General features: G+C 68.5%; 20 protein-coding genes. 8 read left to right on the forward strand and 12 right to left on the reverse strand.

Annotated features, from left to right (window positions below; all coding sequences use genetic code 11):
• Positions 1-40 precede the first annotated feature (40 nt).
• The 5 genes from IM738_RS13700 to IM738_RS13720 form a co-directional block, all read right to left on the reverse strand.
• Positions 41-1,078 (reverse strand): YVTN family beta-propeller repeat protein, encoded by a 1,038-nt coding sequence (locus IM738_RS13700; RefSeq protein ID WP_236961331.1) that lies wholly within the window; start codon positions 1,076-1,078, stop codon positions 41-43.
• 151 nt (positions 1,079-1,229) lie between these two features.
• Positions 1,230-1,736 (reverse strand): hypothetical protein, encoded by a 507-nt coding sequence (locus IM738_RS13705; RefSeq protein WP_236961332.1) that lies wholly within the window; start codon positions 1,734-1,736, stop codon positions 1,230-1,232.
• A gap of 128 nt (positions 1,737-1,864) precedes the next feature.
• A complete protein-coding gene (locus IM738_RS13710; RefSeq protein WP_236961333.1) occupies positions 1,865-2,278 on the reverse strand; it encodes a hypothetical protein in 414 nt (137 codons plus the stop codon).
• A gap of 187 nt (positions 2,279-2,465) precedes the next feature.
• Complete coding sequence (gene cueR / locus IM738_RS13715; protein WP_336886525.1) at positions 2,466-3,008, reverse strand: Cu(I)-responsive transcriptional regulator; 543 nt, start codon at positions 3,006-3,008, stop codon at positions 2,466-2,468.
• 106 nt (positions 3,009-3,114) lie between these two features.
• On the reverse strand, positions 3,115-3,318 hold the full coding sequence (locus IM738_RS13720; RefSeq protein WP_236961334.1) for a heavy-metal-associated domain-containing protein: 204 nt from the start codon (positions 3,316-3,318) through the stop codon (positions 3,115-3,117).
• Between the two features lie 150 nt (positions 3,319-3,468).
• Between IM738_RS13720 and IM738_RS13725 the strand changes: the two genes are divergently transcribed.
• Positions 3,469-5,673 carry a heavy metal translocating P-type ATPase gene (locus tag IM738_RS13725; RefSeq protein WP_272907626.1) on the forward strand — a complete coding sequence of 735 codons (2,205 nt, stop codon included), beginning with the start codon at positions 3,469-3,471 and terminating at the stop codon, positions 5,671-5,673.
• A 179-nt stretch (positions 5,674-5,852) separates the two neighbouring features.
• Positions 5,853-7,148 carry a flavin-containing monooxygenase gene (locus IM738_RS13730; protein ID WP_236961336.1) on the forward strand — a complete coding sequence of 432 codons (1,296 nt, stop codon included), beginning with the start codon at positions 5,853-5,855 and terminating at the stop codon, positions 7,146-7,148.
• 39 nt (positions 7,149-7,187) lie between these two features.
• On the opposite strand, the gene IM738_RS13735 is transcribed toward IM738_RS13730, so the two are convergent.
• The 3 genes from IM738_RS13735 to IM738_RS13745 all read right to left on the reverse strand — a co-directional run bounded on the left by IM738_RS13735 (position 7,188) and on the right by IM738_RS13745 (position 10,008).
• The gene (locus IM738_RS13735; protein ID WP_236961337.1) at positions 7,188-8,408 is read right to left on the reverse strand and encodes a cation:proton antiporter; all 1,221 of its coding nucleotides are present in this window, start codon (positions 8,406-8,408) and stop codon (positions 7,188-7,190) included.
• Positions 8,409-8,793: 385 nt separating this feature from the next.
• Positions 8,794-9,042 (reverse strand): hypothetical protein, encoded by a 249-nt coding sequence (locus tag IM738_RS13740; protein WP_236961338.1) that lies wholly within the window; start codon positions 9,040-9,042, stop codon positions 8,794-8,796.
• 21 nt (positions 9,043-9,063) lie between these two features.
• Positions 9,064-10,008, reverse strand: a complete 945-nt coding sequence (locus IM738_RS13745) for a LysR family transcriptional regulator (RefSeq protein WP_236961339.1) — start codon at positions 10,006-10,008, stop codon at positions 9,064-9,066.
• A gap of 124 nt (positions 10,009-10,132) precedes the next feature.
• Between IM738_RS13745 and IM738_RS13750 the strand changes: the two genes are divergently transcribed.
• Positions 10,133-11,593 (forward strand): MFS transporter, encoded by a 1,461-nt coding sequence (locus IM738_RS13750; protein ID WP_236961340.1) that lies wholly within the window; start codon positions 10,133-10,135, stop codon positions 11,591-11,593.
• A 31-nt stretch (positions 11,594-11,624) separates the two neighbouring features.
• Here the strand turns inward: IM738_RS13750 and IM738_RS13755 are convergent, their stop codons facing one another.
• Positions 11,625-12,074 (reverse strand): GNAT family N-acetyltransferase, encoded by a 450-nt coding sequence (locus IM738_RS13755; protein WP_236961341.1) that lies wholly within the window; start codon positions 12,072-12,074, stop codon positions 11,625-11,627.
• 309 nt (positions 12,075-12,383) lie between these two features.
• Here IM738_RS13755 and IM738_RS13760 point away from each other — a divergent pair, with 309 nt between their 5' ends.
• The 4 genes from IM738_RS13760 to IM738_RS13775 are packed head-to-tail and all read left to right on the forward strand — an operon-like array spanning position 12,384 to position 16,521.
• The gene (locus IM738_RS13760; RefSeq protein WP_236961343.1) at positions 12,384-12,809 is read left to right on the forward strand and encodes a PepSY domain-containing protein; all 426 of its coding nucleotides are present in this window, start codon (positions 12,384-12,386) and stop codon (positions 12,807-12,809) included.
• 23 nt (positions 12,810-12,832) lie between these two features.
• Complete coding sequence (locus IM738_RS13765; RefSeq protein ID WP_236961344.1) at positions 12,833-13,309, forward strand: DUF2271 domain-containing protein; 477 nt, start codon at positions 12,833-12,835, stop codon at positions 13,307-13,309.
• A 10-nt stretch (positions 13,310-13,319) separates the two neighbouring features.
• The gene (locus IM738_RS13770; protein WP_236961345.1) at positions 13,320-15,527 is read left to right on the forward strand and encodes a PepSY domain-containing protein; all 2,208 of its coding nucleotides are present in this window, start codon (positions 13,320-13,322) and stop codon (positions 15,525-15,527) included.
• On the forward strand, positions 15,508-16,521 hold the full coding sequence (locus IM738_RS13775) for an FAD:protein FMN transferase (RefSeq protein WP_236961346.1): 1,014 nt from the start codon (positions 15,508-15,510) through the stop codon (positions 16,519-16,521). Before IM738_RS13770 ends, IM738_RS13775 begins: the two co-directional genes overlap by 20 nt.
• A 49-nt stretch (positions 16,522-16,570) precedes the next feature.
• Here the strand turns inward: IM738_RS13775 and IM738_RS13780 are convergent, their stop codons facing one another.
• The 3 genes from IM738_RS13780 to IM738_RS13790 form a co-directional block, all read right to left on the reverse strand.
• Positions 16,571-17,497 (reverse strand): 3-hydroxyacyl-CoA dehydrogenase NAD-binding domain-containing protein, encoded by a 927-nt coding sequence (locus tag IM738_RS13780; protein ID WP_236961347.1) that lies wholly within the window; start codon positions 17,495-17,497, stop codon positions 16,571-16,573.
• A 23-nt stretch (positions 17,498-17,520) separates the two neighbouring features.
• The gene (locus tag IM738_RS13785) at positions 17,521-19,272 is read right to left on the reverse strand and encodes a bifunctional protein-serine/threonine kinase/phosphatase (RefSeq protein WP_236961349.1); all 1,752 of its coding nucleotides are present in this window, start codon (positions 19,270-19,272) and stop codon (positions 17,521-17,523) included.
• Positions 19,273-19,456: 184 nt separating this feature from the next.
• On the reverse strand, positions 19,457-20,749 hold the full coding sequence (locus IM738_RS13790) for a type IV pili methyl-accepting chemotaxis transducer N-terminal domain-containing protein (protein WP_236961351.1): 1,293 nt from the start codon (positions 20,747-20,749) through the stop codon (positions 19,457-19,459).
• 349 nt (positions 20,750-21,098) lie between these two features.
• On the opposite strand from IM738_RS13790, the gene nirB reads away from it, so the two are divergent.
• Entirely contained in the window at positions 21,099-23,570 is a 2,472-nt protein-coding gene (nirB, locus tag IM738_RS13795) for a nitrite reductase large subunit NirB (RefSeq protein ID WP_236961352.1), read from the forward strand.
• The last annotated feature ends 47 nt before the right edge of the window (positions 23,571-23,617 follow it).

The raw sequence follows: 23,617 nt of genomic DNA on the forward strand, positions 1-23,617 counted from the left end.
GGCTGGCTGGCCCTGCCGGTGCCGCTCATGCAGGGGCGGCTCAGGGGGTCACGCTGATGCCATTGGGCCCCGCGCCCACCGGCACGGTGGCCACGGACCGGCGCGTCTGGACATCGATGACCGACACCGAGTTGGCGTAGAGGTTGCTCACGTAGGCGTGGCGACCATCGGTCCCGACCACCACGCCATGGGCGCCACTGCCCACCGGGATCTGTTGGGTGCTGAAGCTGGCAAGGTCGATCACGCTCACCGTGTTGCCAGGGTTCTTCCGGCTGCCCTGATTGGCCACCAAGAGGAAGCGGTTGTCGGGGGTCGCATAGAGCTGGATCGGCACCTCGCCGACAGACACTTGGCGGATCACTTTGCGGCTGGCCGGGTCGATGACGGCAACGCTGGCTTCTTGCGACAAAGACACGAAGGCCAGTTGGCCGTCGGGTGTGAAGCCCACCTGGGCAGGGCCCTTGCCCACCGGAATCCGGCCGATTTCCTGGCGGCTTTCCGTGTCGATGACCGACACCGTGTTGCCTTTCAGGTTGGCGACATACACGTGTTTGCCGTCCGGGCTCAGCCGGATGCCGTGGGGGTACTCGCCGGTGGGAACGGTGTCGACGACCTTGAGCGAGGCGGTGTCCACCACGCTGACGGTGTTCTCGCCACCGTTGGTGACATAGGCCCAGCGGCTGTCGGCAGACACCACCACGTGGGCCGGGTGCTTGCCCACCACCACCCGCGCCACCACCGCGTCGGTACCGGTGTCGATGGCCCAGACCTCGCCAGCGTGCGCCATGGCGCCGTGTCCGGCGCCAGAATGGCCCTTGCCTGAGGCAGTCACCTTCATGGCGCCATTGTTGGTGACCCAGGCCAGCTTTCCATCGGGCGACACCTGGACGTTGTGCGCCCCCGCTCCCACCGCAATGTGGCGGGTGACCTTGAAGGTCGCCCCGTCAATCACGCTCACGGTGCCCGCGTCCTCGTTGGCCACAAAAATCTTGCGATCTGCGGCGAAGGCCGACAGGCTGACAAAGACCAGCGACACCGACAGGGCGGCCAGTTTCCAGGTTGGTGTTTTGGGGTTCAAGAGATTCTCCAGTTTGACGTTCAGAGGGTGCCGGTCCGGGTGGCAGGCAAAAGCGCTCGTTCGCAGCCGCAACACCCGGGCAGATTCGGCCGCGCTCAAGGTGGGGCCGCTGGCCGGTATTCACCAGCCAGCGGCCCCAGTGGGCGGACAGTCACTTTCCCGCAGGAGGCATGGCAGCACCCGGCATGCGCTGCATCATCATTTCCATCATGGTCTGCATCATCTCCATGCGCTGCTCCATCATCTGATGGTGCTTGGCCATGTCTTTCATCATGGGCATGTCCTTCATTCCCGACATGCCTTGCATGCCTTGCATGCCTTGCATGTTCCCCATGCCCTTCATGCCTTTCATCATCGCCATGCCTGCGTGCATGGCTTTCATGTGTTCGTCCATCAAGGCCTGCCGTTCGGCGGGCGTCCTGGCGTTCATCATCTTGTCGCGCATCGCCTGCATGCTCTTCATGCGATCGTCCATGGCGGGAGCTGCTGCCGGGGCAGCTGCCGAAGGGGCCGGTGCCGTTGCCGTGGCTGGATGGTGCTCGGCATGCGCTGCGGCGTCTGCCGCTGGTGCGGGGCCCGTGCCCGGTGGGGTCGGGTTCGCGCATGCGGTCAGGAAGGCGGTGGTCGTGAGCGCAATGAGGGTGATGAGTTTGTTCATGGTGGTGTCCTGTGAATGAATGCGGGTGCCGCCAGTGATGGCGTCACGATGGGGAAGTCCGGAAAGGGGCGGGCCGCCAGGGCCGGCCAGAACGCAGGAGCGCGGATCGCGGTAACCCGCGATGCGTCCTACAGCGTCAAACGATGGGGTCGCGCAGCGATGGGCAAGGCCAGGTGCGCGGGTCGGTGGCTGAGCACCGGAAGTCGGAAGGCGGTGGGCGAAGCCACTGCCAGCACCGGTGCCCGGGGCAGCGCGCCGACCATGCCCGCGTCACCATCGCTGAGGGACTGCTCCAGCTTCTTGATGGCCAGCTTGGGTTCGTCGCAGAACTTGAGGCATCCGGCGCTGCCGGGATTCGGCGCTTCGTTCTGGTGAGCGTGGGCGACGGGCGTACCGGGGGATGCCACCGAGAACGATGGCTGACCGCCGTGGTTCGACGTGTTCAGCAGGCAGGCATTGGCCACACCCGCGCCCAACGCAAACAGCCACATCACCAGGATCATCCTGGTGATGTGTCGCAGTGAGCGGCGGGACAGGTGCATGTTCGTTCAGGGTGGGAGGGGCAACGGCCCAAGGCTAAACCCAGGCGTTCTGGTCGCCTTGACTCAGATCAAGAAAGGCAGTCCTGGAACGCAGCGCAATGGAAGCAGTGTGCGAAAAGACGCCATCGCCGTCGGTGGGCCAGCGAACACACCGCTGCGCTGCCGCGGCCGCGTCGTTCCGACCTGCTCAGTGTGCGCCATGGTGCACCTGCACGCCGCGCATCCAGGCCATGAGGTCGATGTGGCTGGCGGCCGTGGTGCCGGGGACTTCCACCTTGCCGGTGCGCTTGCGCACCTGGGGCTGGTGGCGAGGCGGCAATTCGGCCGCACTGCCCAGCGAGAGCTTGTCCAGAATGGCGCAGTCCGGCCGGTCGTCGCCCTGGCAGGTGTGAATCACGTCAGCAAGCCCTTCCATCATCTGTTCGATTTCGCGCCGCTTTTCTTCCAGATCCGCCAGGTGGCGCTGCGCCACGGCCTTGACTTCGCGGCTGCTGCGCTGGGCATCGCCCCACAGGCCGATGAGTGCGGCGATCTGCGGCATGGAAAAGCCCAGCTGACGTGACTGCCGCACAAACCGCAGCACCGAAACGTCGCGCTCGCCGTACAGGCGGTAGCCGGCCTCGCTGCGTTCGGCCTGGGGCAGCAGACCAATGTGTTCGTAGTGGCGGATCATCTTGGCCGACACGCCGGCGGCGGTGGCGGCTTCACCAATGTTCATGAGGCGGGGCATGGCGCGCTCCTGGGGTTGACAACGATGGGCCATGGTGCAGCTTGACACCATGGGAAGGTCAAGGCCTTCATGAGAAGGCCCTGACGAACGGCGGTTCAAGGCGGGATCAGGCGGTGGATGCGGCCGGCGGGTAGCCCGCTTCGCTCAGCGCTTCGGCCAGCGCCTCGCGTGCCTCCTGGCTCTTCACGCGGACGGTGTGGCGGGCCAGGTCCACCTGCACTTCGCAGGCGGGGTCGATGAACTTGAGCGTCTGGTTGACGGTGCCGGCGCAGTGGCCGCAGGTCATGTCGGGCAGGTGGAATTGGTGCATGGAGGGCTCCAGTGGGTTGATGAAGCCCCGGATGCTGGGCGTTGCCACGGGGGCAAGGTCCAGCGCTGCTGATGGCGCACCGAGGCGCTTGCGCTTGCCACCGTGTCAGGCCCAAACATCCGGGCTCCCAACCCCTGAAGGAGCCTGACCATGAACACCGCCACCCTGGCGCTCACCGAGCACGAATTCCCCATTGAAGGCATGACCTGCGCGTCCTGCGTCACCCGCGTTGAAAAAGCGCTGAAGGCCGTGGCCGGGGTGAGCGAGGTCAGCGTGAACCTGGCCACCGAGCGCGCCACGGTGCAGACGTCTGGCACCGCCCTGTCTGCTCTGCTGGCGGCGGTGGAGAAGGCCGGCTACCACGCCGCGCCGCCCGCACTGGCCGACACGCCCGTCCCCGCGCCGCGCAAGGGCGAACCCTGGTGGCCGGTGGCGCTGGCCGCCGCGTTGTCCCTGCCCCTGGTGCTGCCCATGCTGGCCATGCTGCTGGGCATCGAATGGACGATCAACGGCTGGCTGCAGCTTGCCCTCGCCACACCGGTGCAGTTCTGGCTGGGCGCGCGCTTCTACCGCGCGGGCTGGAAGGCCGTGCTCGCCGGCGCCGGCAACATGGACCTGCTGGTGGCTCTCGGCACCAGCGCCGGCTACGGCCTGAGTGTCTACCTGCTGTTCAAGCACGCCGAACATGGCACGCCGCACCTGTACTTCGAGGCCTCGGCAGTGATCGTCACGCTGGTGCTGCTGGGCAAATGGCTGGAGTCTCGCGCCAAGCGCCAGACCACCGCCGCCATCGCGGCGCTCAACGCCCTCCGGCCCGAGGTGGCGCGCGTGCGCACGCCCCATGGCGATGTGGACCTGCCGATGTCGCGCGTGAAGCTCGGCGACACCGTGGTGATCCGCCCGGGTGAGCGCATCCCGGTGGACGGTGTCATCACCACCGGCTCCAGCCAGGTGGACGAATCGCTGATCACCGGCGAGAGCCTGCCGGTGGCCAAGCACGCGGGCGACAAGGTCACCGGCGGCGCCGTCAATGCCGAGGGCCTGCTGCTGGTGGAGACCACCGCCGTGGGCGCCGAGTCCACGCTCGCGCGCATCGTGCGCATGGTCGAATCGGCCCAGGCCAAGAAGGCGCCGATCCAGCGCATCGTGGACCGCGTGAGCGCCGTCTTCGTGCCGGTGGTGCTGCTGATCGCCGCGTTCACGCTGCTGGGCTGGGGCCTGGCCACCGGCCACTGGGAGCAGGCCATCCTCAATGCGGTGGCGGTGCTGGTGATCGCCTGCCCGTGTGCGCTGGGGCTGGCCACGCCCACGGCCATCATGGCCGGCACCGGGGTGGCCGCGCGCCAGGGCATCCTGATCAAGGACGCCGAAGCGCTGGAGGTGGCGCACCGCATCCACACCGTGGCCTTCGACAAGACGGGCACCCTCACCGAGGGCAAGCCCACCCTGGTGGCCGCCCTCCCCGCACCGGGCCATGAAGACAAGCTGCTCTCGTGGAGTGCCGCCATCCAGGCAGGCAGCGAGCATCCGCTGGCCCGTGCCGTGATGAACGCCGCCGAACAGGCTGGCCTGACCCTGCTCTCCGCCGCCAAGGTGAGCGCCGTGCCCGGCCGCGGCATGTCGGCCGAAGTGCAGGGCCGTGCCCTGCGCCTGGGCAGTCCGCGCTACATGCAGGAGCTGGGCGTGGACACATCGGTCCTGGCCGGGCCGGCGCGCCAGCTGCAGGACGAAGGCCGCACGGTGTCGTGGCTCGCCGACGTGACGGCCGCGCCGGTGCTGGTGGGCCTGCTGGCCTTTGGCGATGCGCCCAAGGCCAGCGCCATCAACGCCATCCGAAGCCTGCAGGCGCTGGGCGTGCACACGGTGATGCTCACCGGCGACAACCGGGGCAGCGCGCGGGCCGTGGGCCGGGCGCTGGGCATCGACCACATCGAGGCCGAGGTGCTGCCCGCGGACAAGGCGGCGATCGTGAATCGCCTGAAGGAAGGTGGCCGGTCGGTGGCCATGGTGGGCGACGGCATCAACGACGCGCCGGCCCTGGCCTCGGCCGACGTGGGCATCGCCATGTCCACCGGCACCGACGTGGCCATGCACGCCGCCGGCATCACGCTCATGCGCGGCGACCCGGCGCTGGTGGCCGACGCGATCGACATCTCGCGCCGCACCTACCGCAAGATCCGCCAGAACCTGTTCTGGGCCTTTGCCTACAACGTGATCGGCATCCCGCTCGCGGCGGCCGGCCTGCTCAACCCGGTGGTGGCCGGGGCGGCCATGGCGTTGAGCAGCGTGAGCGTGGTGGGCAATGCCTTGCTGCTGCGGGGCTGGCGGCGTGCGCCCTCCAGGGTCACGGCCTGACGGCTTCGACCCGCCTGCGCCTGGTGCGACGGAGCCAGGCGCAGGGATGGCGCACCGGGGGCGAACAAGGCCGATGCCAGCGGACAGCACCCTCCCCAAAAGACCGCGCAGGGGCGATGATGTCGAACCCGGTGCCATCGCCCCAACCGCGTGTACCCCCCCTGACGCAGGAGGCTCCCATGGACAGCACCCGCAACCGATTCGACGTGGCCATCGTGGGCGGCGGCCTGGCCGGCGTCGTGGCCCTGGCCTGTGCGCGCAAGGCCGGGCTCGCGGCCGTCGTGCTGGAGCGGCAGGGCCGGGTCGGCGGGCTGTGGCGCGACCTCCCGGCGTGGCAGGACATCCAGATCAGCGCCGCCGACTGGACGCTCGGCGATCTGCCGCTGCAGGGGGTCACGCAGCCGCACATCCTGGCCAACATCGAGGCCTGGGTTCAGCGCTTCGACCTGGCCGACGGCATCCGGCTGAACACGCCCGTGCACGGGGCCCGCCAGGACGGCGCGGGCTGGGCGCTGACGACGCCGGCGGGTGAGGTGCACGCGCGGCACCTCGTGGCGGCCACGGGGGCACACAACACGCCGGTCATCCCCGCGTGCGCGCGCACCGCCAGCACGGTGCGCGAGTTCCATTCCAGCACCTTGCGCGACCCGGGCCTGCTCACCGGCCGCGACGTGCTGGTGGTCGGCGGCGGGGCCTCGGCCTTCGACCTGCTGGACCAGTGTTTCCAGCACGGCGCCCGGCGGGTGGCCTGGGCCTTCCGTGGCACGCGGTGGTTCGTGCCCACCTTCAAGCCCAAGCACATCGCCGGCAGCGTGCGCGGGTTTGCGAGGTTGCAGGCCAGCGGCATGGGGCACGAACAGCAGAGCGCCACCATCGGAGCCGACATGCGGGCACGCTACGAAAAATTCGGCATCACCGACCTGATGCCCGCGCACGACTTCGACGTGCGGCACGACCAGCTCATTCCCGGGCGCCCCGGCATGCTGGAACACTTTGCGGACATCGAACGCCACCGCGCCAGCGTGGACGCCATCGCCGGCGGCACGGTCACGCTGTCGGACGGGCAGCGTGTCGAGGCGGACCTGCTGCTCTGGGGCACCGGCTACAGCGTCGACCTGTCGTACTTCGACCTGCCCGCCATCGCGTCGATCCCCACGCTGGAGGCCCTGACCGCGCGCTGCGGCTGCATCTTCCGCAGCCTGGACGCCGCCAACCTGTATTTCCCCGGCGTCGGCCTGGACGGCATCGGCTCGGCGGCCTGGTCGTATTCGCTGCTGTGCCGTTCCATCATGTCGCACATCCGCGGCACCGCACGGCTCGACAACGAGGTGGTGGGCCACAAGGTCAACCACTTCGACATCGTCAACCACCTGGCCCCGCGCGACCCGGGCAGCTACCCGCCCGACACCTGGCCAGCGCACTACCGCGACATCGCGCTCAACACCCCGGACGGGCAGCCCTACCCCCTGCCTTGAGACCGGGGCCCCTCGCCGGGCCACACGGCCCGCACGACCTCACAGCTGGCCGGTGTCGCGGTAACGCTCCCGCATCTGCTGGTCCACGATGGCATTGAACGAGATGGGCGCCAGCAGCGTGGTCACCACGCCCATCAGCACCAGCACCGAGAACATGCCCTGGCCGATGAAGCCGCGCTCCAGCGCGATGCTGGCCACCACCAGCTCCATCGCGCCCCGGCCGTTGAGGATGAAACCCAGGCCCAGGGCCTCGCGGCTGGACATGCCGATGGCGCGCCCGCCCAGCCAGCCCGCCAGCACCTTCGACGCGATGGCGGCGAACAGCACCGCGGCGACGAAGCCGACATCGGCCAGGGCCGAGATCTGGAACTCCAGCCCCAGGTAGGCAAAGAACACCGGCGCGAGGAAGCCGCCCGTGATCGAGCTGAGCGTGCGGCGCAGGTCCTCATAACGCGCGGCCACGAACTGGCGCTTGTCCAGCAACAAGGCCGCGAAAAACGCCCCGATGACGAAGTGGAAGCCCAGGCTCTCGCTGAGCGATCCGAAGGCCAGCACAAAGACGATGACGATGCCGAACACGGCCTCGGGGCCGAACATGGCGGCCAGCTTCTCCGGCCCGGCCGACACCTCGACCCCGCGCCGGTGCAGCAGGTTGAGCAGCGCGTTGAGCCCCAGCACGGCCAGGGCCAGCACCAGCAGCTTGAGCGTCACCATCCCACCGGTGGCGAAGATCGCCGCCCAGCTGGACTGCGCCGGCAACGCCAGCAGCACGCCCAGGATGAACAGCGCGAGGATGTCGTTGATGACCGCCGTGGACACCGAATAGCGCCCGATGGCCGTTTGCAGCAAGCCCATTTCGTCGAGCATCTTCACCGCCACGGGCATCGCCGTGATGGAGATGCACAGCCCCAGGAAGATGGTGCGCATCAGGTCCTGGTCAAAGGCCCAGGCCACGGCGGCACCCGCGCCAAAGGGCAGGAAGAAAGCGACCACGGCGACGATGAATCCACGGCCGCGCATGGCGGCCTGCACGCCCTTGAAGCTCATCTCCAGGCCGGCGTCGAGCACGACCAGGAAGATCGCCAGCGACGCGATGCCCGAGAGCGCCGGGTTCGGTTCGACCAGCCCGAGCACCGCCGGCCCGAGCACGATGCCCGCCACCATCTCGCCGACGATGGCCGGCTGGCCCCAGCGCGTGAGCAGGTGCCCGAGCACCCTCGCCAGCACGATCAGCGTCAACAAGCTTGTGAGGATCTGCATCGGGGTCCCTGGGTGACGGTTGGGCGGCTGAGAAGGCGGCAACCATGGCACGCCCACGCGCGCGCCGTGGGGCAGTCTAAGGCAACGCTGAATAAGTCCCTCGTGGAGCGGGCATCCTGCTCTCGGGCGGTCTGCGGCGTTGCAAAGCCTCGCCGGGCCGCCCGGCCCGTCTGCGTTTTGCGCCTTGCAGCCCATCCCGACAGCAGGCGCCCGCATCCACGGGGACTTATTCAGCGTCGCCCTAAACGGCCGTATCCATAGACGACCGACTTGGGTCGACATGAAACCACTGAGATTGACTGAAGCCAGCTGAGCGGAGCAGCCCTCGGGGGCGCGGGCCCTTTGCCTCCGGCCAGCGCGCGATGACAACCACCAGGCTACCCCGTCATTTCCCCGTTTCCGCCTGCTCCATCTGCTTGGCCCGCTCGGCCGCCAGATCGTTGACGTAGCCCTCCACCTGCCGCTCAAACCCGGGCACATCCTCCGGCCTCACGGGTACGGTAGGAATCACGGGAACCGCCACATCCGAAACGGCCGCCGGCTGCTTCACCTGGGCGGGCGGGCCGTCGCCCAGTTGACGGGCGACCAGGAGCCCCACCACCAACAAAGCCAACAACACAACCATCATTCTCATGATCACCGATCTCCTTCAACGTCACCGGGTTGCCGAACCGGGCAGACCCCGGCCTGTCTGATCACCATCGTCCTGCTCGCCACAGGTCTCCAGCACCACCCGTCGCAACCACATGTGCGCCGGGTCGGCCTGCTGCCGCGGATGCCAGAACAGGGAAACGGAGAACGCCGGCACGGGGAACGGCAGCGCGAAGCTGTGCAGATCGCCACGCAGGCTTTGGGTGTGGCGCTCGGGCACGCAGGCGATCAGGTCGGTGCCGCGTGTGAGCGCCAGGGCGGCCACGAAGCCGCCTGTGATGGCCACCACGTTGCGCTGCCACCCGAGAGGCGCCAGTGCTTCGTCGACAGGGCCGCCGACCACCCCGCGCCTTGAGACGGCGATGTGGCGACCCTGGGCGAATTGTTCTGTCGTGATGCGCGCTCCGTGTTGCAGCGGATGCCCGTGGCGCACCACGCCGATCCACCGGTCGCGGAACAGCGCCTGCGCGCGGATTTCAGGCCCCATCGTGGCGCCCACCACGCCGGTCTCCAGATCGACCGTCCCGTCCCGCAGCGCCGTGCTGCTCTTGTCGGGTTTCCGGACAAAACACAGCCGCACATTCGGCGCCTCTGCGGCCACCCGCTGGATCAGCGCCGCACCGAAGTTCTCCACAAAGCCCTCGCTGCTGCGCAGCGTGAACGTCCGTTCAAGTTCGCTCAGCTTGAGGGCGTTCAGCGGGCGCATGACCGCCTCGATCTCCTGCACGAGGGGGCCGATGCGCTCGCGCAGCGCCAGCGCGCGGGGCGTGGGCACCAGGCCACGCCCGGCCCTGACGAGCAGCGGGTCGCCCGTGGTTTCGCGCAGGCGCGCCAAGGCACGGCTCATCGCCGAGGGGCTCAGCTTCAGCCGTTGGGCGGCTCGGGCGACGTTCTGCTCGGTCAGCAGCACGTCCAGGGTCAACAGCAGGTTGAAGTCGAGCGGGGTCATGCCGGAAACATAGCACGCAGGCCCCACCCATGGCGTTGGCTGCACGGGTGGATTGCGCGGCACGCGCCTTCCGCCAGCACGACCCGCTCCCTAGCATCGGGTGATCCTTTTTCCGGAGCCCGCCATGTCCCTTCCCACCCCCCTCGAAGCGGCCCCCGCCACCGCCGCCACCCCCTCGGCACCGGCTCTGAACCGTGTGCTGTTCAGCCTGTCTTTGTCGATGCTGCTGTCGTCGCTGGGCACGAGCATTGCCAACGTCGCCCTGCCCGCCCTGGCGCAGGCGTTTTCCGCGTCGTTCCAGGCGGTGCAGTGGGTGGTGCTGGCCTACCTGCTGACGATCACGGTGGTCATCGTTTCGGTGGGCCGCCTGGGCGACCTGGTGGGCCGGCGCCGGCTCATGCTGTGGGGTCTGGGGGTGTTCACCCTGGCGTCGCTCGCGGGCGCTGCGTCCACCACCCTGTGGCAGCTGATCGCCGCACGCGTGGTTCAGGGCCTGGGTGCCGCCACCATGATGGCGCTGAGCATGGCCCTGGTCAGCGAGCGCGTGCCCAGGCACCAGGTGGGCAGCGCCATGGGGCTGCTGGGCACCGTGTCGGCGGTGGGCACCGCGCTCGGCCCCACCCTGGGCGGCCTGTTGATCGGTGTCTGCGGCTGGAACGCGGTGTTCTGGATCAACGTGCCGCTGGGGCTCCTGGCGCTGGTGATGGCCCACCGCCACCTGCCACCCGACCAGGCCTCCAACGCCGCGAAGCCCGTGCGTTTCGACCCCGTCGGCACGGTGCTGCTGGCGCTCAGCCTCGCGGCCTACTCGCTGGCCATGACGCTCGGGCGCGGCGCCTTCGGCCCCGTCAACGCGGGCCTGTTGCTGCTGGCCTTGCTCGGTCTGGGCGCCTTTGTCTTCGCCGAGGCCCGGGTGGCAGCGCCCCTGGTGCGGCTGGCAACGTTCCGCCACCCGGTGATGACCGCGGGCTTTGCCGCGAGCGCGCTGGTCACCAGCGTGGTGATGGCGACCCTGGTGGTGGGGCCGTTTTATCTGACGGGGGCGCTCCAGCTCGACGCGACGCACATGGGGCTGGTGATGTCGGCCGGCCCGGCCGTGGCCGCCGTGTTCGGCGCGCCGGCTGGACGCCTGGTGGACCGGGTCGGCTCGCACCCGGTGGGCGTGGCGGGGCTGGTGTTGATGTTCCTGGGCGCCGCCACGCTGCCGATCGCGGCCACCACCTGGGGCGCCACCGGCTACGCGGGCGCGCTCGGCCTCATCACGGCAGGTTACGCCAGCTTCCAGTCGGCCAACAACACGGCGGTGATGACCAGCGCCACGGCGGACCAGCGGGGTGTGGTGTCGGGCCTGCTCAATCTCTCGCGCAACCTCGGCCTGATCACCGGCGCATCGGCCATGGGCGCGGTGTTCAGCTTCGGCGCGTCAACCACCCTGGTGGCCACGGCGAGCGCGCAGCAGCTGACGGCGGGCCTGCGCCTCACGTTTCTGGTGGCAGCGGCATTGGTGGCCTTGGGCGGTGTGCTCACGTGGGTGGGCGCGGCCGCTTCGCGTCGCTTCACCTCGCAGGCAGAGGCGCTGGCTTGAGCCGCAGCGTGGGCGGCGGCGGAGCGCAGCGTCAGGTCTCGTTGACATACCCCCGCGCTTGGGCACCCGCCTGATCCTCAAAGATCGCCATGGCGGTGTTCATGCGTTTGAAACCCAGCGTCTTGTAGAACGACTCTTTGCCGGGCACCGAATAAAGAATGATCTTCTTGTGTCCGCGGGACAGCGCCACCAGTCGGGCAACGATCTGTTTTCCAAGCCCCAGACCTTGATGACTGGGAAGCAGCGCAACATCGCAGATGTACGAGCAATCGACGCCATCGGCCAGCGCCCGCCCCACACCGACGAGCTTTTCACCGTCGTAGACGAAACACTTGAACATGCTGTTGGTGAACGCGGTCTTCAGCCCGATCGGATTTTTGTTTCCGAGCGGCGCAGCGGCGTACAGAGCGGTGAGTTCATCCCAGTCGAGACCGTCGGTGGAATGGGACCAAATGAGCGACACGTTGAGCTCCTGTGACATGGCGGGTTCAAGGCTGAAGAGCCAGCTGCGAGGATCGTAGCCCAGGCATTGGCGACCGCTTGGCGGGGCCAGGGCAAGAGCGGATTCGAGTGCAAGGCCAATATGCAGCGCCTTGACTGAAGCAGATTTTTATCTTCTGCACAATGAACAGAAGATGAATCCGCCGTTCAGCATGCATACAAGGTGGTTTTTCCACAATGCCAATCAACAAGCACGCCGTGGCGGGTTGGGTCAAATCCTCACGCAGCCGTTCGGAGCCTGCGCCGCGAGCCGTTTGTCATGCGCCCACGCGTTGAAAAGGAGCCTCTCATGAAATCCCACCCCTCTTTGCGGCACGGCCTGCTGGTGCTGTCCCTGGGCCTGGCCGCCCTGCCCACATGGGCCGGTGACGATTGCGACGCGCCGCTGAATCGCTGGCAGACGCGTGAGGCCGTGCGGCAGATGGCCGCTGCACAGGGCTGGCAGATCCAGCGCCTGAAGATCGACGACGGCTGCTATGAAATTCTCGGCACGGATGCCCAGGGACGCAGCTTCAAAGCCAAGATCGACCCGGAAACCCTGAAGGTGTTGAAGATGAAGCAAGACCAGCACCAGCGTGCCCGGGAACGCGATCATGGTGAGGACGGTGCTGCGCGGCAGACCCGACCGCCGCCACCGGACGGCGCCGCCGTGCCATCGCCCCTGCCATCACCTGTTTCAGCCCCTGGCAGCGCGCCGCGCGGCCAGATCGAGTAAACCCATCCCACAGGAGCATCACCATGTCCAAACCCCTCATGACCATTCTGGCCACCGCCTGCGCGCTGGCCCTTCCCGCCCTGGCCCACAGCCGCCCGCTCACGCTGACCGCCCAGCTCAAGAATTACGGCGGCGACGGCGCCTACCTGGCCGCGTACCTGACCGATGCCAAAGGCGCCTACGTGCGCACGCTGTGGGTGGCCGGCGGCAAGGCCAAGTACCACAAGCACCTGTCCGACTGGAGCCGCCTCTCGGCGGGTGACGCCAAGCGCCTGGATGGCGTGACCGGCGCCAGCGTGGGCGCGGGGCGCACGCTCAAGGTCACCGCCGATCTGGCGGACGCACTGATGGATGCGGGCTATGAAATCCGCATCGACGCCGCGGTGGAAGACATGCGGGACAGCCCCTCGGAGGTCCGCATCCCGCTGACCAAAGCGAACGTCGGCAAGCCCCAGGCCGGCAAGCAGTACATCCAGTCGGTGACCTTCCAGCTTCAGTAAAAGGACTTGCATGAGCTGGAAAGTCATTCACCGCTGGCTGGGCCTGACCGTGGGCACCCTGGCTGTGGTGCTGGGCATCACCGGCTCTGTGTTGGCGATCGACCCGGTGCAGCAGGCGTGGCAGGCGCCCGCCGCACCGGGCGATCTGCCCGTGGCCACGCTGGTGGAGCGCGTGACGCGCACCATCCCGGGCGCGGAAGAGATTCGCCACCTGCCCTCGGGGGCCATCGTGGTGTTCAGCTTTGCCGGCGACCAGCCGCAGGCGCAGCACGTGGACCCGGCCGATGGCCAGGTGCTGGGTGCGTGGCAGGCCTCGGCGCTGCCGCGCTGGGTGAAGAACCTGCACCGCTCGCTGCTGTTGGGCGACGCCGGGCGCTGGGGTGCAGCGGGCATTGCGCTGGCCATGGCCATGTTGTGCGTCTCAGCCCTGGTGCTGTTGCTGCGTCGCATGGGCGGCTGGCGGCAGCTGGCGGCGCGGGTGCGTGGCTCGCTGGCGCAGCGCATCCACGTGGTCGCGGGCCGTGTGGTGCTCGCCGTGCTTTGCCTGACATCGCTCACGGCGCTGACCATGAGCGCCTCGACCCTGGGACTGGTGGAACTGGACACCCGGGCCGAGCCTGAGGTGCTCTCGGTGCTCACCGGCCAGCCAGCCTTGCCCGGCGCGCAGCTGGCCACGCTGCAAAGCCTTGCGGTGCGGGATTTGCGCAAGCTGAATTTTCCCGGCCCCACCGACCCGGAAGACACCTGGAACGTGGTCACCGCCCAGGGTCAGGGTTGGATCGACCGGTACTCGGGCCAGATACTGGCCTGGCAGGACGCCACCCTGGCGCAGCGTGTCTACGACTGGGCCGTGGTGCTGCACACGGGCGAAGCGGCCTGGCCCTGGGCCGTGGTGCTCGGGCTCGCGGGCGCCAGCGTGCTGCTGTTCTGGCTGTCGGGCGTGGTCATCTGGTGGCAAGCGCGCCGCCAGACGCCACACCTCACCGGCAACACCCCGCTGGCACAGGCCGACGTGCTCATCTTCGTGGCCAGCGAAGGCGGCAGCACCTGGGGTTTTGCCCAGACGCTGCAAGACGCGCTGAGCCGGGGCGGACACCGCGTTCACACCAGCGCGCTGGAGAACTTTCAAACCACGCCCGCCACGCGGCAGGTGTTTGTGCTGGCAGCCACCTATGGCGAGGGCCAGGCCCCGGCCCACGCCAGCGGCGCCCTGAAGCACATCGCCGGGCTCAGCGCCAGCGCTGTGCCGGTGACGGTGCTGGGCTTTGGCGACCGGCAGTTCCCGGCCTTCTGCGCCTTTGCCGTGGCGCTGGATCAGACGCTGCGCGCAAAGGGCTGGCCCACGTTGCTGCCGATCGAAGGCATCCACCAGCAATCGGGCCAGCAGTTCGCGCGCTGGGGCGTTGCACTGGCGCAGGCGCTGAACGAACCCCTGGTCCTGGAGCATGTACCGCGCGTGCCACCCACCACGGCGCTCACGCTCATGGCGCGCCAGGACCATCCCGGTGTCACCGGGCAGGCAACGGCAATCCTGCGCTTTGCGTGGCCTGCAGAAGGACCGGGCGCACGCCTGCGCGGGCAGGGTCTGGCGCGGTTTGCTGCCGGCGATCTCCTGGGCATCGTGCCGCCGGGCTCGGCCGTGCCGCGCTACTACTCGCTGGCGTCGGGCTGGGAAGACGGGTTCGTGGAAATCTGCGTGCGCCAGATGCCCGGCGGCCTGTGCTCCACACACCTGCTCGGCCTGAAGATGGGCGACACCATCACCGCCTTCATCCGGCCCAACCCCGGCTTCGCACTGCCGCGAACGCGGCGGCCTGTGCTGCTGATCGGGGCGGGCACCGGTGTGGCGCCGCTGGCTGGCTTCATCCGCCGCAACGACAGACGCAGCCCGATGCACCTGTACTTTGGTGGGCGCGACCCGGCGCGGGACTTCTACTTCGGCGCCGACATTCAGCGCTGGCTCGGCGAAGGGCGCCTGGCCACGCTGCAGACGGTGTTCTCCCGCGTGCCCGACGGCGGCGGCTATGTGCAGGACGCCCTGCGCCGAGACGCCGAGCGCGTGCGCGGCCTGGTGGCACAGGGCGCCATCGTGCGCGTCTGCGGCAGCCGCGCCATGGCACAGGGCGTGGCCGAAACGCTGGACGTGGTGCTGGCGCCACTGCAGTTGAGCGTATCGACGCTGAAAGCCAAGGAGCGTTATGCCGAAGATGTCTTCTGAGCCCCATGAACACGCTGCGGCCTGCCAGCGCACCACCCTGCACGGCCCGACCATGGGCACACGCTGGTCTGCCACGGTCGACGCCGACCACACCATGGACCTGACGGCCTTGCGCCAGGACCTCGCCGCTGCGGTGGAGCAGGTGGATGAGCAGATGTCGCCCTGGAAACCGGACAGCGACCTCATGCGCCTGAACCGCGCGCCCGTGGACGAATGGGTGGACCTGCCCGCTGACATCCTGGAGGTGCTGGACTGCGCGCTCGATGTCCACCGACTGAGCGCGGGTGCATTCGATCCGTGCGTGGGGGCGCTGGTGGATGCCTGGGGGTTTGGTGCGGTGCGCGATGCACCCGACGCGCAAGCGATCCGGGCCGCACGCCAGTCCACACCGCTCCCTGCGCACGGACGCCTGGAGCTGGACAGGCCCTCAGGCCGCGCCCGCAAGCGCGCCACCTTGCAACTCGACCTGTGCGGCATTGCCAAGGGCTACGCGGTGGACCGCATGGCCACCGTGCTGCAACAGCACGGTGTGCGGCATGCACTGGCGGCGCTGGATGGTGAGCTGCGCGCCGTGGGCGCTCAGGCCAGCGGCGTGCCCTGGGCTGTGGCGCTCGAACGCCCGGAGCCCGGGCGCCGCGCGGTACACGGCGTCATCGAGCTGGAGGATCTGGCGGTGGCCACCTCGGGCGACTACCGACGCTACCTGGACGTGGGCGATGCGCGCCTCACGCACACCATGGACGCACGCCGCTGCGCCCCCGTGAACAACGGCGTGGCATCGGTCACCGTGCTGGCGCGCACCTGCATGCACGCGGACGCCTGGGCCACGGCCCTGCTGGTGGCGGGTCCCGACGAGGGTCTGGCCATGGCACAGCGCATGGGTCTGGATGTGCTGTTCCTGCTTCGCCGTGCTGAAGGTTTGATGGAGGTGGGGCTGGGTCGTTTTGGCAGACCCAGTGGTACCACGCCTTCGGAGCGTCCCGTCCCCGGATAGAGGCACAGGCCCCGTCTCGGCCTGGGACAGGGGATCACAGGGGCGTGCTTCATGGCGGGCCATCATCCGGCGCCACCCCCAGCACCTCGAACGCCGCCCGCAGCCGCAACTCGTACTTGCGCTTGAACTCGGCCACCTCGGCCGGTGTCCAGCGCTCGAAGCCGGCGCCCTGGTTCATGCCGGTGCGGCCCTGTTTCACGAGCTCGGTCACGCAGGCGGGAGGCGCATCGATGTTGGAGAGGCTGGGGTAGACGGCCGCGCCCGAGACCACATGGGTGTCCCAGCCCGACATCTCTTTCTGCGCCATGGGGCCGATGGCGGCGTAACGAAAGCCGAAGCCGAAGCGCACGGCGTCGTCGATGGCCTGCGGGGTGACGATGCCCTGGTCCAACAGCGAGAGCGCTTCGCGCATGAGCGCGTGTTGCAGGCGGCTGATGAGCAGGCCGGGGATGTACTTCTTGATCAGCGTGGTCTTCTTGCCGGTGGCCTCGATCAGGCGGCACACGGCTTCGGCCAGCGGCGGGCGGGTGTGCGCACCGAGCGCCACCTCGACCATGGGCACGATGTGCGCGGGCATGGAGTAGTGCACGTTGAGCATGCGGTCGGTGGTCTGCAGACCGGCCGCCATTTGATCGATGCCGTAGCCCGAGCTGTTGCTGCCGATGGGGATGTGCGCGGGCACGCGGTGGTCGAGCTCGGCGAACAGCGCCTGTTTGGCGGCGAGCTGTTCGGGGATGGTTTCGATGACGAGGCCGACGCCGCTCCACTCGTTCCAGCTGTCCACCAGGCCGGCGCTGATCTGGCCGGTCACCCCGGACGATGGCAGGTTGGCGGCGAGCGCGCGCACGGCGGGCAGGCGGGCCTCGACGGCGGGCAACTGGCGGCCGAGCACCACCACGTCGTGCCCCGCCGCGATGAAGATGGCGGCGATGCCGGCGCCCATGTGGCCCGAGCCGATGATCACGATGTTTTCCATGGAGGTGCTCCGAACGAGGCGCGTTATTTGGGCAGAAACAGCAGCCAGTAGACCAGCAGCAGGTTGAACAGCACGCTGAAGCCCAGCAGCAGCTTCCACAACATGGTGGGGTCGCGGTGCAGCAGCGCCGAGGCGGGCGGTACGGTGAGCGGGCGCGAGGCGCCGCGCTCCAGCGCGAGCAGGAACTCCTCGGCGGTCTCGAAGCGCTGGGCCTTGTCGCGCGCCACGGCCTTCTGCAGGACGTGGTCGAGCCAGATCGGCACCTCGGGGTTGTGGCGACTGGGGGCGGTTGGGTCGCGGTAGTAGCGCCCGAGCTGGTAGGGCAGCACCTCGCCGTAGGGCAGCTTGCCGGTGAGCAGCTGGTAGAGCGTGACGCCGAGCGCGAAGAGGTCGCTCTGGGCGTCGGGCAGCTCGGGTTCGCCTTCGGTGGCGCCGCCGCCGGCCTTGCTGTGGTGGCCCCACTGCTCGGGGTTGACGAAGCTGGGCGTGCCGGCGTGCAGGCGGCGCATGCTCTGTGGCTCGCGCCCGCTCAGCGCCACACCGAGGTCGAGCACGCGCAACACGCCGTCGTCGCCCAGGTGCAGGTTGGCGGGCTTGATGTCGCGGTGGATCACGCCCTGGCGGTGCAACAGGCCGAGCACGCGCAGGGTCTGCATGGCGGCGCTCACGGCCTGCACCGGCCCGAGCTTGTGCTGCTGGTCGAGCAGCTGCTGCAGGGTTTCGCCGCTGTGCCAGTCGTACAGCAGGTAGCAGGCGCTGCGCGGCCGGCGGCTGGGCAGGTGGTCGTGGATGGCCACCAGGTGATCGGCCGCGCGCGACGACATCATGCGCTTGGCGAGCCAGGCTTCGTGCGCGAGCATGGCTCGTTCGTCCTGGTCGTGGGCGCGGGCGGGGTGCAGTGTTTTCAGGGCGTAGAGCGCCTGGCTCGCCGGGTCGCGCACCTGGTAGAGCAGGTTGATGCCGTTGTCGGCCACGGTGGCGGTGACGGTGAGACCGTCGATGACTTCGCCGACCTTGAGCTTGGCCGGGATCGGCAGGCTCTGCGCGGCGCGGCCGGCGTCCTGCAGGTTGGGGTCGAGCAGGCCCTGCACGCGCACCACCATGGCGGTGACGTTGTCGTCGCTGCCGGCAGACAGCGCCTCGGCCACCAGGCGTTCGGCGGCGGCCTGGGCATCGGCCTGGGCCGCGCACTCGGCGAGCTGGCGTTCGCGCAGTTTGCCGTGCACGCCGTCGGTGAGCATGACAAAGGTGTCGCCCACCTGCACATCGCCCTGCAGGTAGTCCACCACGAGGTGGTCCTCCAGCCCCACAGCGCGCAGCAGCTGGTGGTGCAGGTCGGGGTGGTTGACGACGTGGTCGTGCGTGAGCAACACCATCTGGCCCTCGCGCAGCAGGTAACAACGCGAATCGCCCACATGGGCCACGGTGTACGACTGGCCGCGCAGCACCAGCGCGGTGAGCGTGGTCAGGCCCATGGCGGGCTGGCGGCGGCGGTTGATGCCGGCGAGCCAGGTGTTCTGTGCACCAATGATGCGATCGAGCGCGACCGTGGTGTCCCAGGTTTCGGGCGTGTCGTGGTAACTGCGCACCAGGCTGGTGACCGTCGTCTGCGCCGCCTCGCCGCCCATGCCGCCGGTGCTCACGCCGTCGGCGATGGCGACGATGGAGCCCATGTCTTCCTGGCCCTCTGGCGGCAGCATGGCGGCGCAGAAGTCCTCGTTGGATGCCTTGCGGCCGGTCTGGCACACAAAGCCGATGTCAAGTTGAAAAGCCATGCACCAACGTTAGCAAGAAAAGTGCCCAAACTTGGTGCAACCCTTCAATGCAGCCGGAGCGTGAGTCCGTGTGCATGAAGCCGCGCCAACCCAGGGACACCGCCGGGCCGGCTTTGCCGGACGGCTGGTGTCGCCCCCCAGTGGGGGGTGACGCGCTGCAAGCGCGGCGCAGGGGGCGTCCTGTCTACCCCATGAGCATTTGCATGCTGCGTTCGTATTGCGCCGAGAGTTGCTCAAAGTCGTCCAGCAGGCTTTCGCTGGCCGCCGCCAGGCCTTCGAGGCGCAGCAGGCGGTCGCGCCCGGCCGGGCGGCGCACGTGGTCGGCGCCGGCCACCACCTGCTGCCAGCCCTGCGCGGCGGACTCCAGCGTGCGGCGGATCTCGGGCGTGGAGAGCGGCAGGCCGTTCAGGTAGGCCAGGCCCTGCTCGAACGCCTGGCGCGCGGCCTCCCCGTCGGCCTGGTGCTGCGGTTGTTCGGCCGTCTCCAGCACGCCGAGCAAGGCCGCCTTGGCGAAACGCTGCGAGAGCATGCGCTGGCGCCCGGCCATGTTGAGCATGCGCAGCGGGGCCACGCTGCCCGCGCTCTCCAGGCTGGCGGTCAGGCGCTCGGCGTCCTGCAGCAGGCGCTCGGCCAGCGCGTTGATGGGCGCGAGCTGATCGGGCGCGGGCTCGGCCTTCAGCGCCTTCTTCAGCGCCTTCCAGGTGGCCACCACCTGCGCGAGCAGGTCGCCGAAGGTGGGTTGTGAGAGGTTTTTGCCGAGCAGGGCCAGGTTGGCGTCGATGCGCCCGGCCGAATCGGCCTGCAGCGCCAGGTGGTGCGCGGCCTGCACGCCCGCCAGCCGCAGCAGCCAGTGTTTGACGAGGCGCTGCGAGAGCATGCGCAGTTGCCCGGCGCGGTTGACCCCCTCGGCGAAGTGGGCCGACTGGATGATGTGCTGCGCCACCTGCCCGAGGCGCTGGTTGCTGTGCATGGAGGCGGTGCGCAGGATCTCGAAGGCCGCGTCGTCCGACACCTGGCGCGCACTCATGAGGATGCCCTTGGCGCGCTCCACGGCCTTGCGCTCCTCGAAGCGGGTGGACACGTCGCGCAGCTCTTCGAGCAGGGCCTGCTCGCGTTTGAAGCGCGCTTGCGCGAGCTGCATGAGCGGGCGCAGGCGCTGGGCGCCGTAGCCGTTGACCACCCAGGCGTGCACGCCCGAGGCCACCGCGCGCTCGATGTGGGCGGCGTCGCCGTCGGCGGTGAACACCAGCACCGGGCAAGGCGCCACCGAAGCCAGGGCCTTGCAGGCCTCGAACCACGCCTCATCGGGCAGGGGCAGGTTGGCCACCACCATGTCTGGTGCATGGCGCACCACCTCCCGCACCAAATTGCTGCCGGCGCCCTGCACCGCCACCACCTCGGCGCCCACGGACGCGAGGTCGTTCACCAACGGGGTCGAGCCCTGGGGACCCGCCAGAAAAACCAGCACAGATGTCATATGAATCAAGGACTTGAAGCAGCCACACCGGGTTCCATGCAAGGCGCGCGCCCGCTGCACACGGCACCCCGCGGTGCCGTCCCGGCCAGCGCCGGATCATATGGCACAGCTTTTGCATTGTTCGTGGTGAGCGTGACGAAGCGCTCGACCCCGACCGCAGCGTCGGGGCTCTGCATACAACGACGTGTGCAGCGTGATACCGGACTTGCAACTTGGCAAGCCTGGCCTTGGCCAACGGCCATTGAAACCCTTTTCCTCTGACCTTCCCTGGTGCCACGGCGCCTGCGCGTGATCGCGCTCGCACACCGCATGCACCCAACCCAAGTGATCCGCAACTGGAGTAGCCGCAATGAAGAAATCCAAATTGGTGATGGTGGGCAACGGCATGGCCGGTGTGCGCACGCTCGAAGAGCTGTTGAAGATCGCGCCCGAGTTCTACGACATCACCGTGTTTGGCGCGGAGCCCCACCCCAACTACAACCGCATCCTGCTCTCGCCGGTGCTCGCCGGTGAGCAGACGCTGGAAGAGATCGTGCTGAACGACTGGTCCTGGTACACCGACCACGGCATCACCCTGCACGCGGGTTTCAAGGTGACCGAGGTGGACCGCATCAAGCGCATCGTGCACGCGGTCGGCCCCGGCGGCGAGAAGGTGTCGGCCGAGTACGACCGCCTGATCATGGCCACCGGCTCCAACCCCTTCATCCTGCCCATCCCCGGCAAGGACCTGGAGGGCGTGCTGGCCTACCGCGACATCGCCGACACCCAGGCCATGATCGACGCCGCCAAGACCTACAAACACGCGGTGGTCATCGGCGGCGGCCTGCTGGGCCTGGAAGCGGCCAACGGCCTGATGAAGCGCGGCATGACAGTGAGCGTGGTGCACGTGGCGCCCTGGCTGATGGAGCGCCAGCTCGACGACGTGGCCGGCAAGATGCTGCAGGCCTCGCTGGAAGAGCGCGGCATGAAGTTCCTGATCGGCGCGCAGACGCAGGAGCTGGTGGGCGACCAGGACGGCGGCAAGGGCGGCCGCGTGAAAGCCATCCGCTTCAAGGACGGCACCGAGCTGCCGGCCGACCTGCTGGTGATGGCCGTGGGCATCCGCCCCAACACGGCGCTGGCCGAAAGCATGCGCCTGCACGTGAACAAGGGCATCGTGGTGAGCGACACCATGCAGACCATGACCGACGCACGCATCTACGCGGTGGGCGAATGCGCGGCGCACCGCGGCATCGCCTACGGCCTGGTGGCGCCGCTGTTCGAACAGGGCAAGGTGCTGGCCACGCACTTGGCCGAGTTCGGCATCGGCCGCTACACCGGCTCGCTCACCTCGACCAAGCTCAAGGTCACGGGCATCGACCTCTTCAGCGCCGGCAACTTCACCGGCGGCGACGACACCGAAGAGATCGTGATGAGCGACCCCTCGGGCGGTGTCTACAAGAAGCTGGTGATCCAGGGCGACAAGCTGATCGGCGCCTGCCTCTACGGCGACACGGTGGACGGCAGCTGGTACTTCAAGCTGCTGCGCGACGGCCGCAGCGTGGCCGACATCCGCGACAAGCTGATGTTTGGCGAGAGCAACATCGGCGACGTGGGCCACCAGGGCCAGAACAAGGCCGCCGCCATGAAGGACAGCGACGAGGTCTGCGGCTGCAACGGCGTGACCAAGGGCACCATCTGCAAGGCGATCCGCGACAAGGGCCTGTTCACCCTGGACGAGGTCAAGAAGCACACCAAGGCCAGCGCGTCGTGCGGCTCGTGCACCGGCCTGGTCGAGCAGATTCTCATGTTCACCGCCGGCGGCGACTACTCGGCCACGCCCAAGCTCAAGGCCATGTGCGGTTGCACCGACCACGGCCACGAAGCGGTGCGCGAAGCGATCCGCACGCCGCTGGCCGACGGCAGCAAGCTGCTGACCACCGCTGCGGTGTTCTCGCACCTGGGCTGGAAGACGCCCAACGGCTGCGCGAGCTGCCGCCCGGCCATCAACTACTACCTGATCAGCACCTGGCCCAAGGAGGCGAAGGACGATCCGCAGAGCCGCTACATCAACGAGCGCTCGCACGCCAACATCCAGAAAGACGGTACGTACTCGGTGATCCCGCGCATGTGGGGCGGCGAGACCACGGCCGACGAGCTGCGCCGCATCGCCGACGCGGTGGACAAGTACAAGATCCCCACCGTCAAGGTCACCGGCGGACAACGCATCGACCTGCTGGGCGTGAAGAAGGAAGACCTGGTCAACGTCTGGAAAGACATCGGCATGCCCTCGGGCCACGCCTACGCCAAGGCCCTGCGCACGGTGAAGACCTGTGTGGGCAGCGAGTGGTGCCGCATGGGCACGCAGGACTCGACCCAGATGGGCAAGGACCTGGAGCGCGCGATGTGGCGCATGTACGCGCCACACAAGGTGAAGTTCGCCGTGTCGGGCTGCCCGCGCAACTGCGCCGAGGCCGGCATCAAGGACGTGGGCGTGATCGGCGTCGACTCGGGCTGGGAGATGTACATCGCCGGCAACGGCGGCATCAAGACCGAGGTGGCGCACTTCCTGGTGAAGGTGAAAACCGCCGAGGAGGTGATGGAGTACACCGGCGCCTTCTGCGAGCTGTACCGCCAGGAAGGCTGGTACCTGGAGCGCACGGTGCACTACGTCAACCGCGTGGGCCTGGACTACGTGAAAAAGCGCATCCTCGACGACGCCGCCGGCCGCAAGGCGCTGTGGGAGCGCCTGCAGTTCGCGCTCGACGGCGAGCCCGATCCGTGGTTCGACTTCAAGGAAGCCCAGGTCGATACCCGCCAGTTTGCGGCAGTGAACGCCTGAGCGGAGGTTGATGTACATCAATCTGTGAGCACTGACCACGGCAATCC

This window comes from Hydrogenophaga sp. SL48 (assembly GCF_021729865.1).
Lineage (GTDB): Bacteria > Pseudomonadota > Gammaproteobacteria > Burkholderiales > Burkholderiaceae_C > Hydrogenophaga.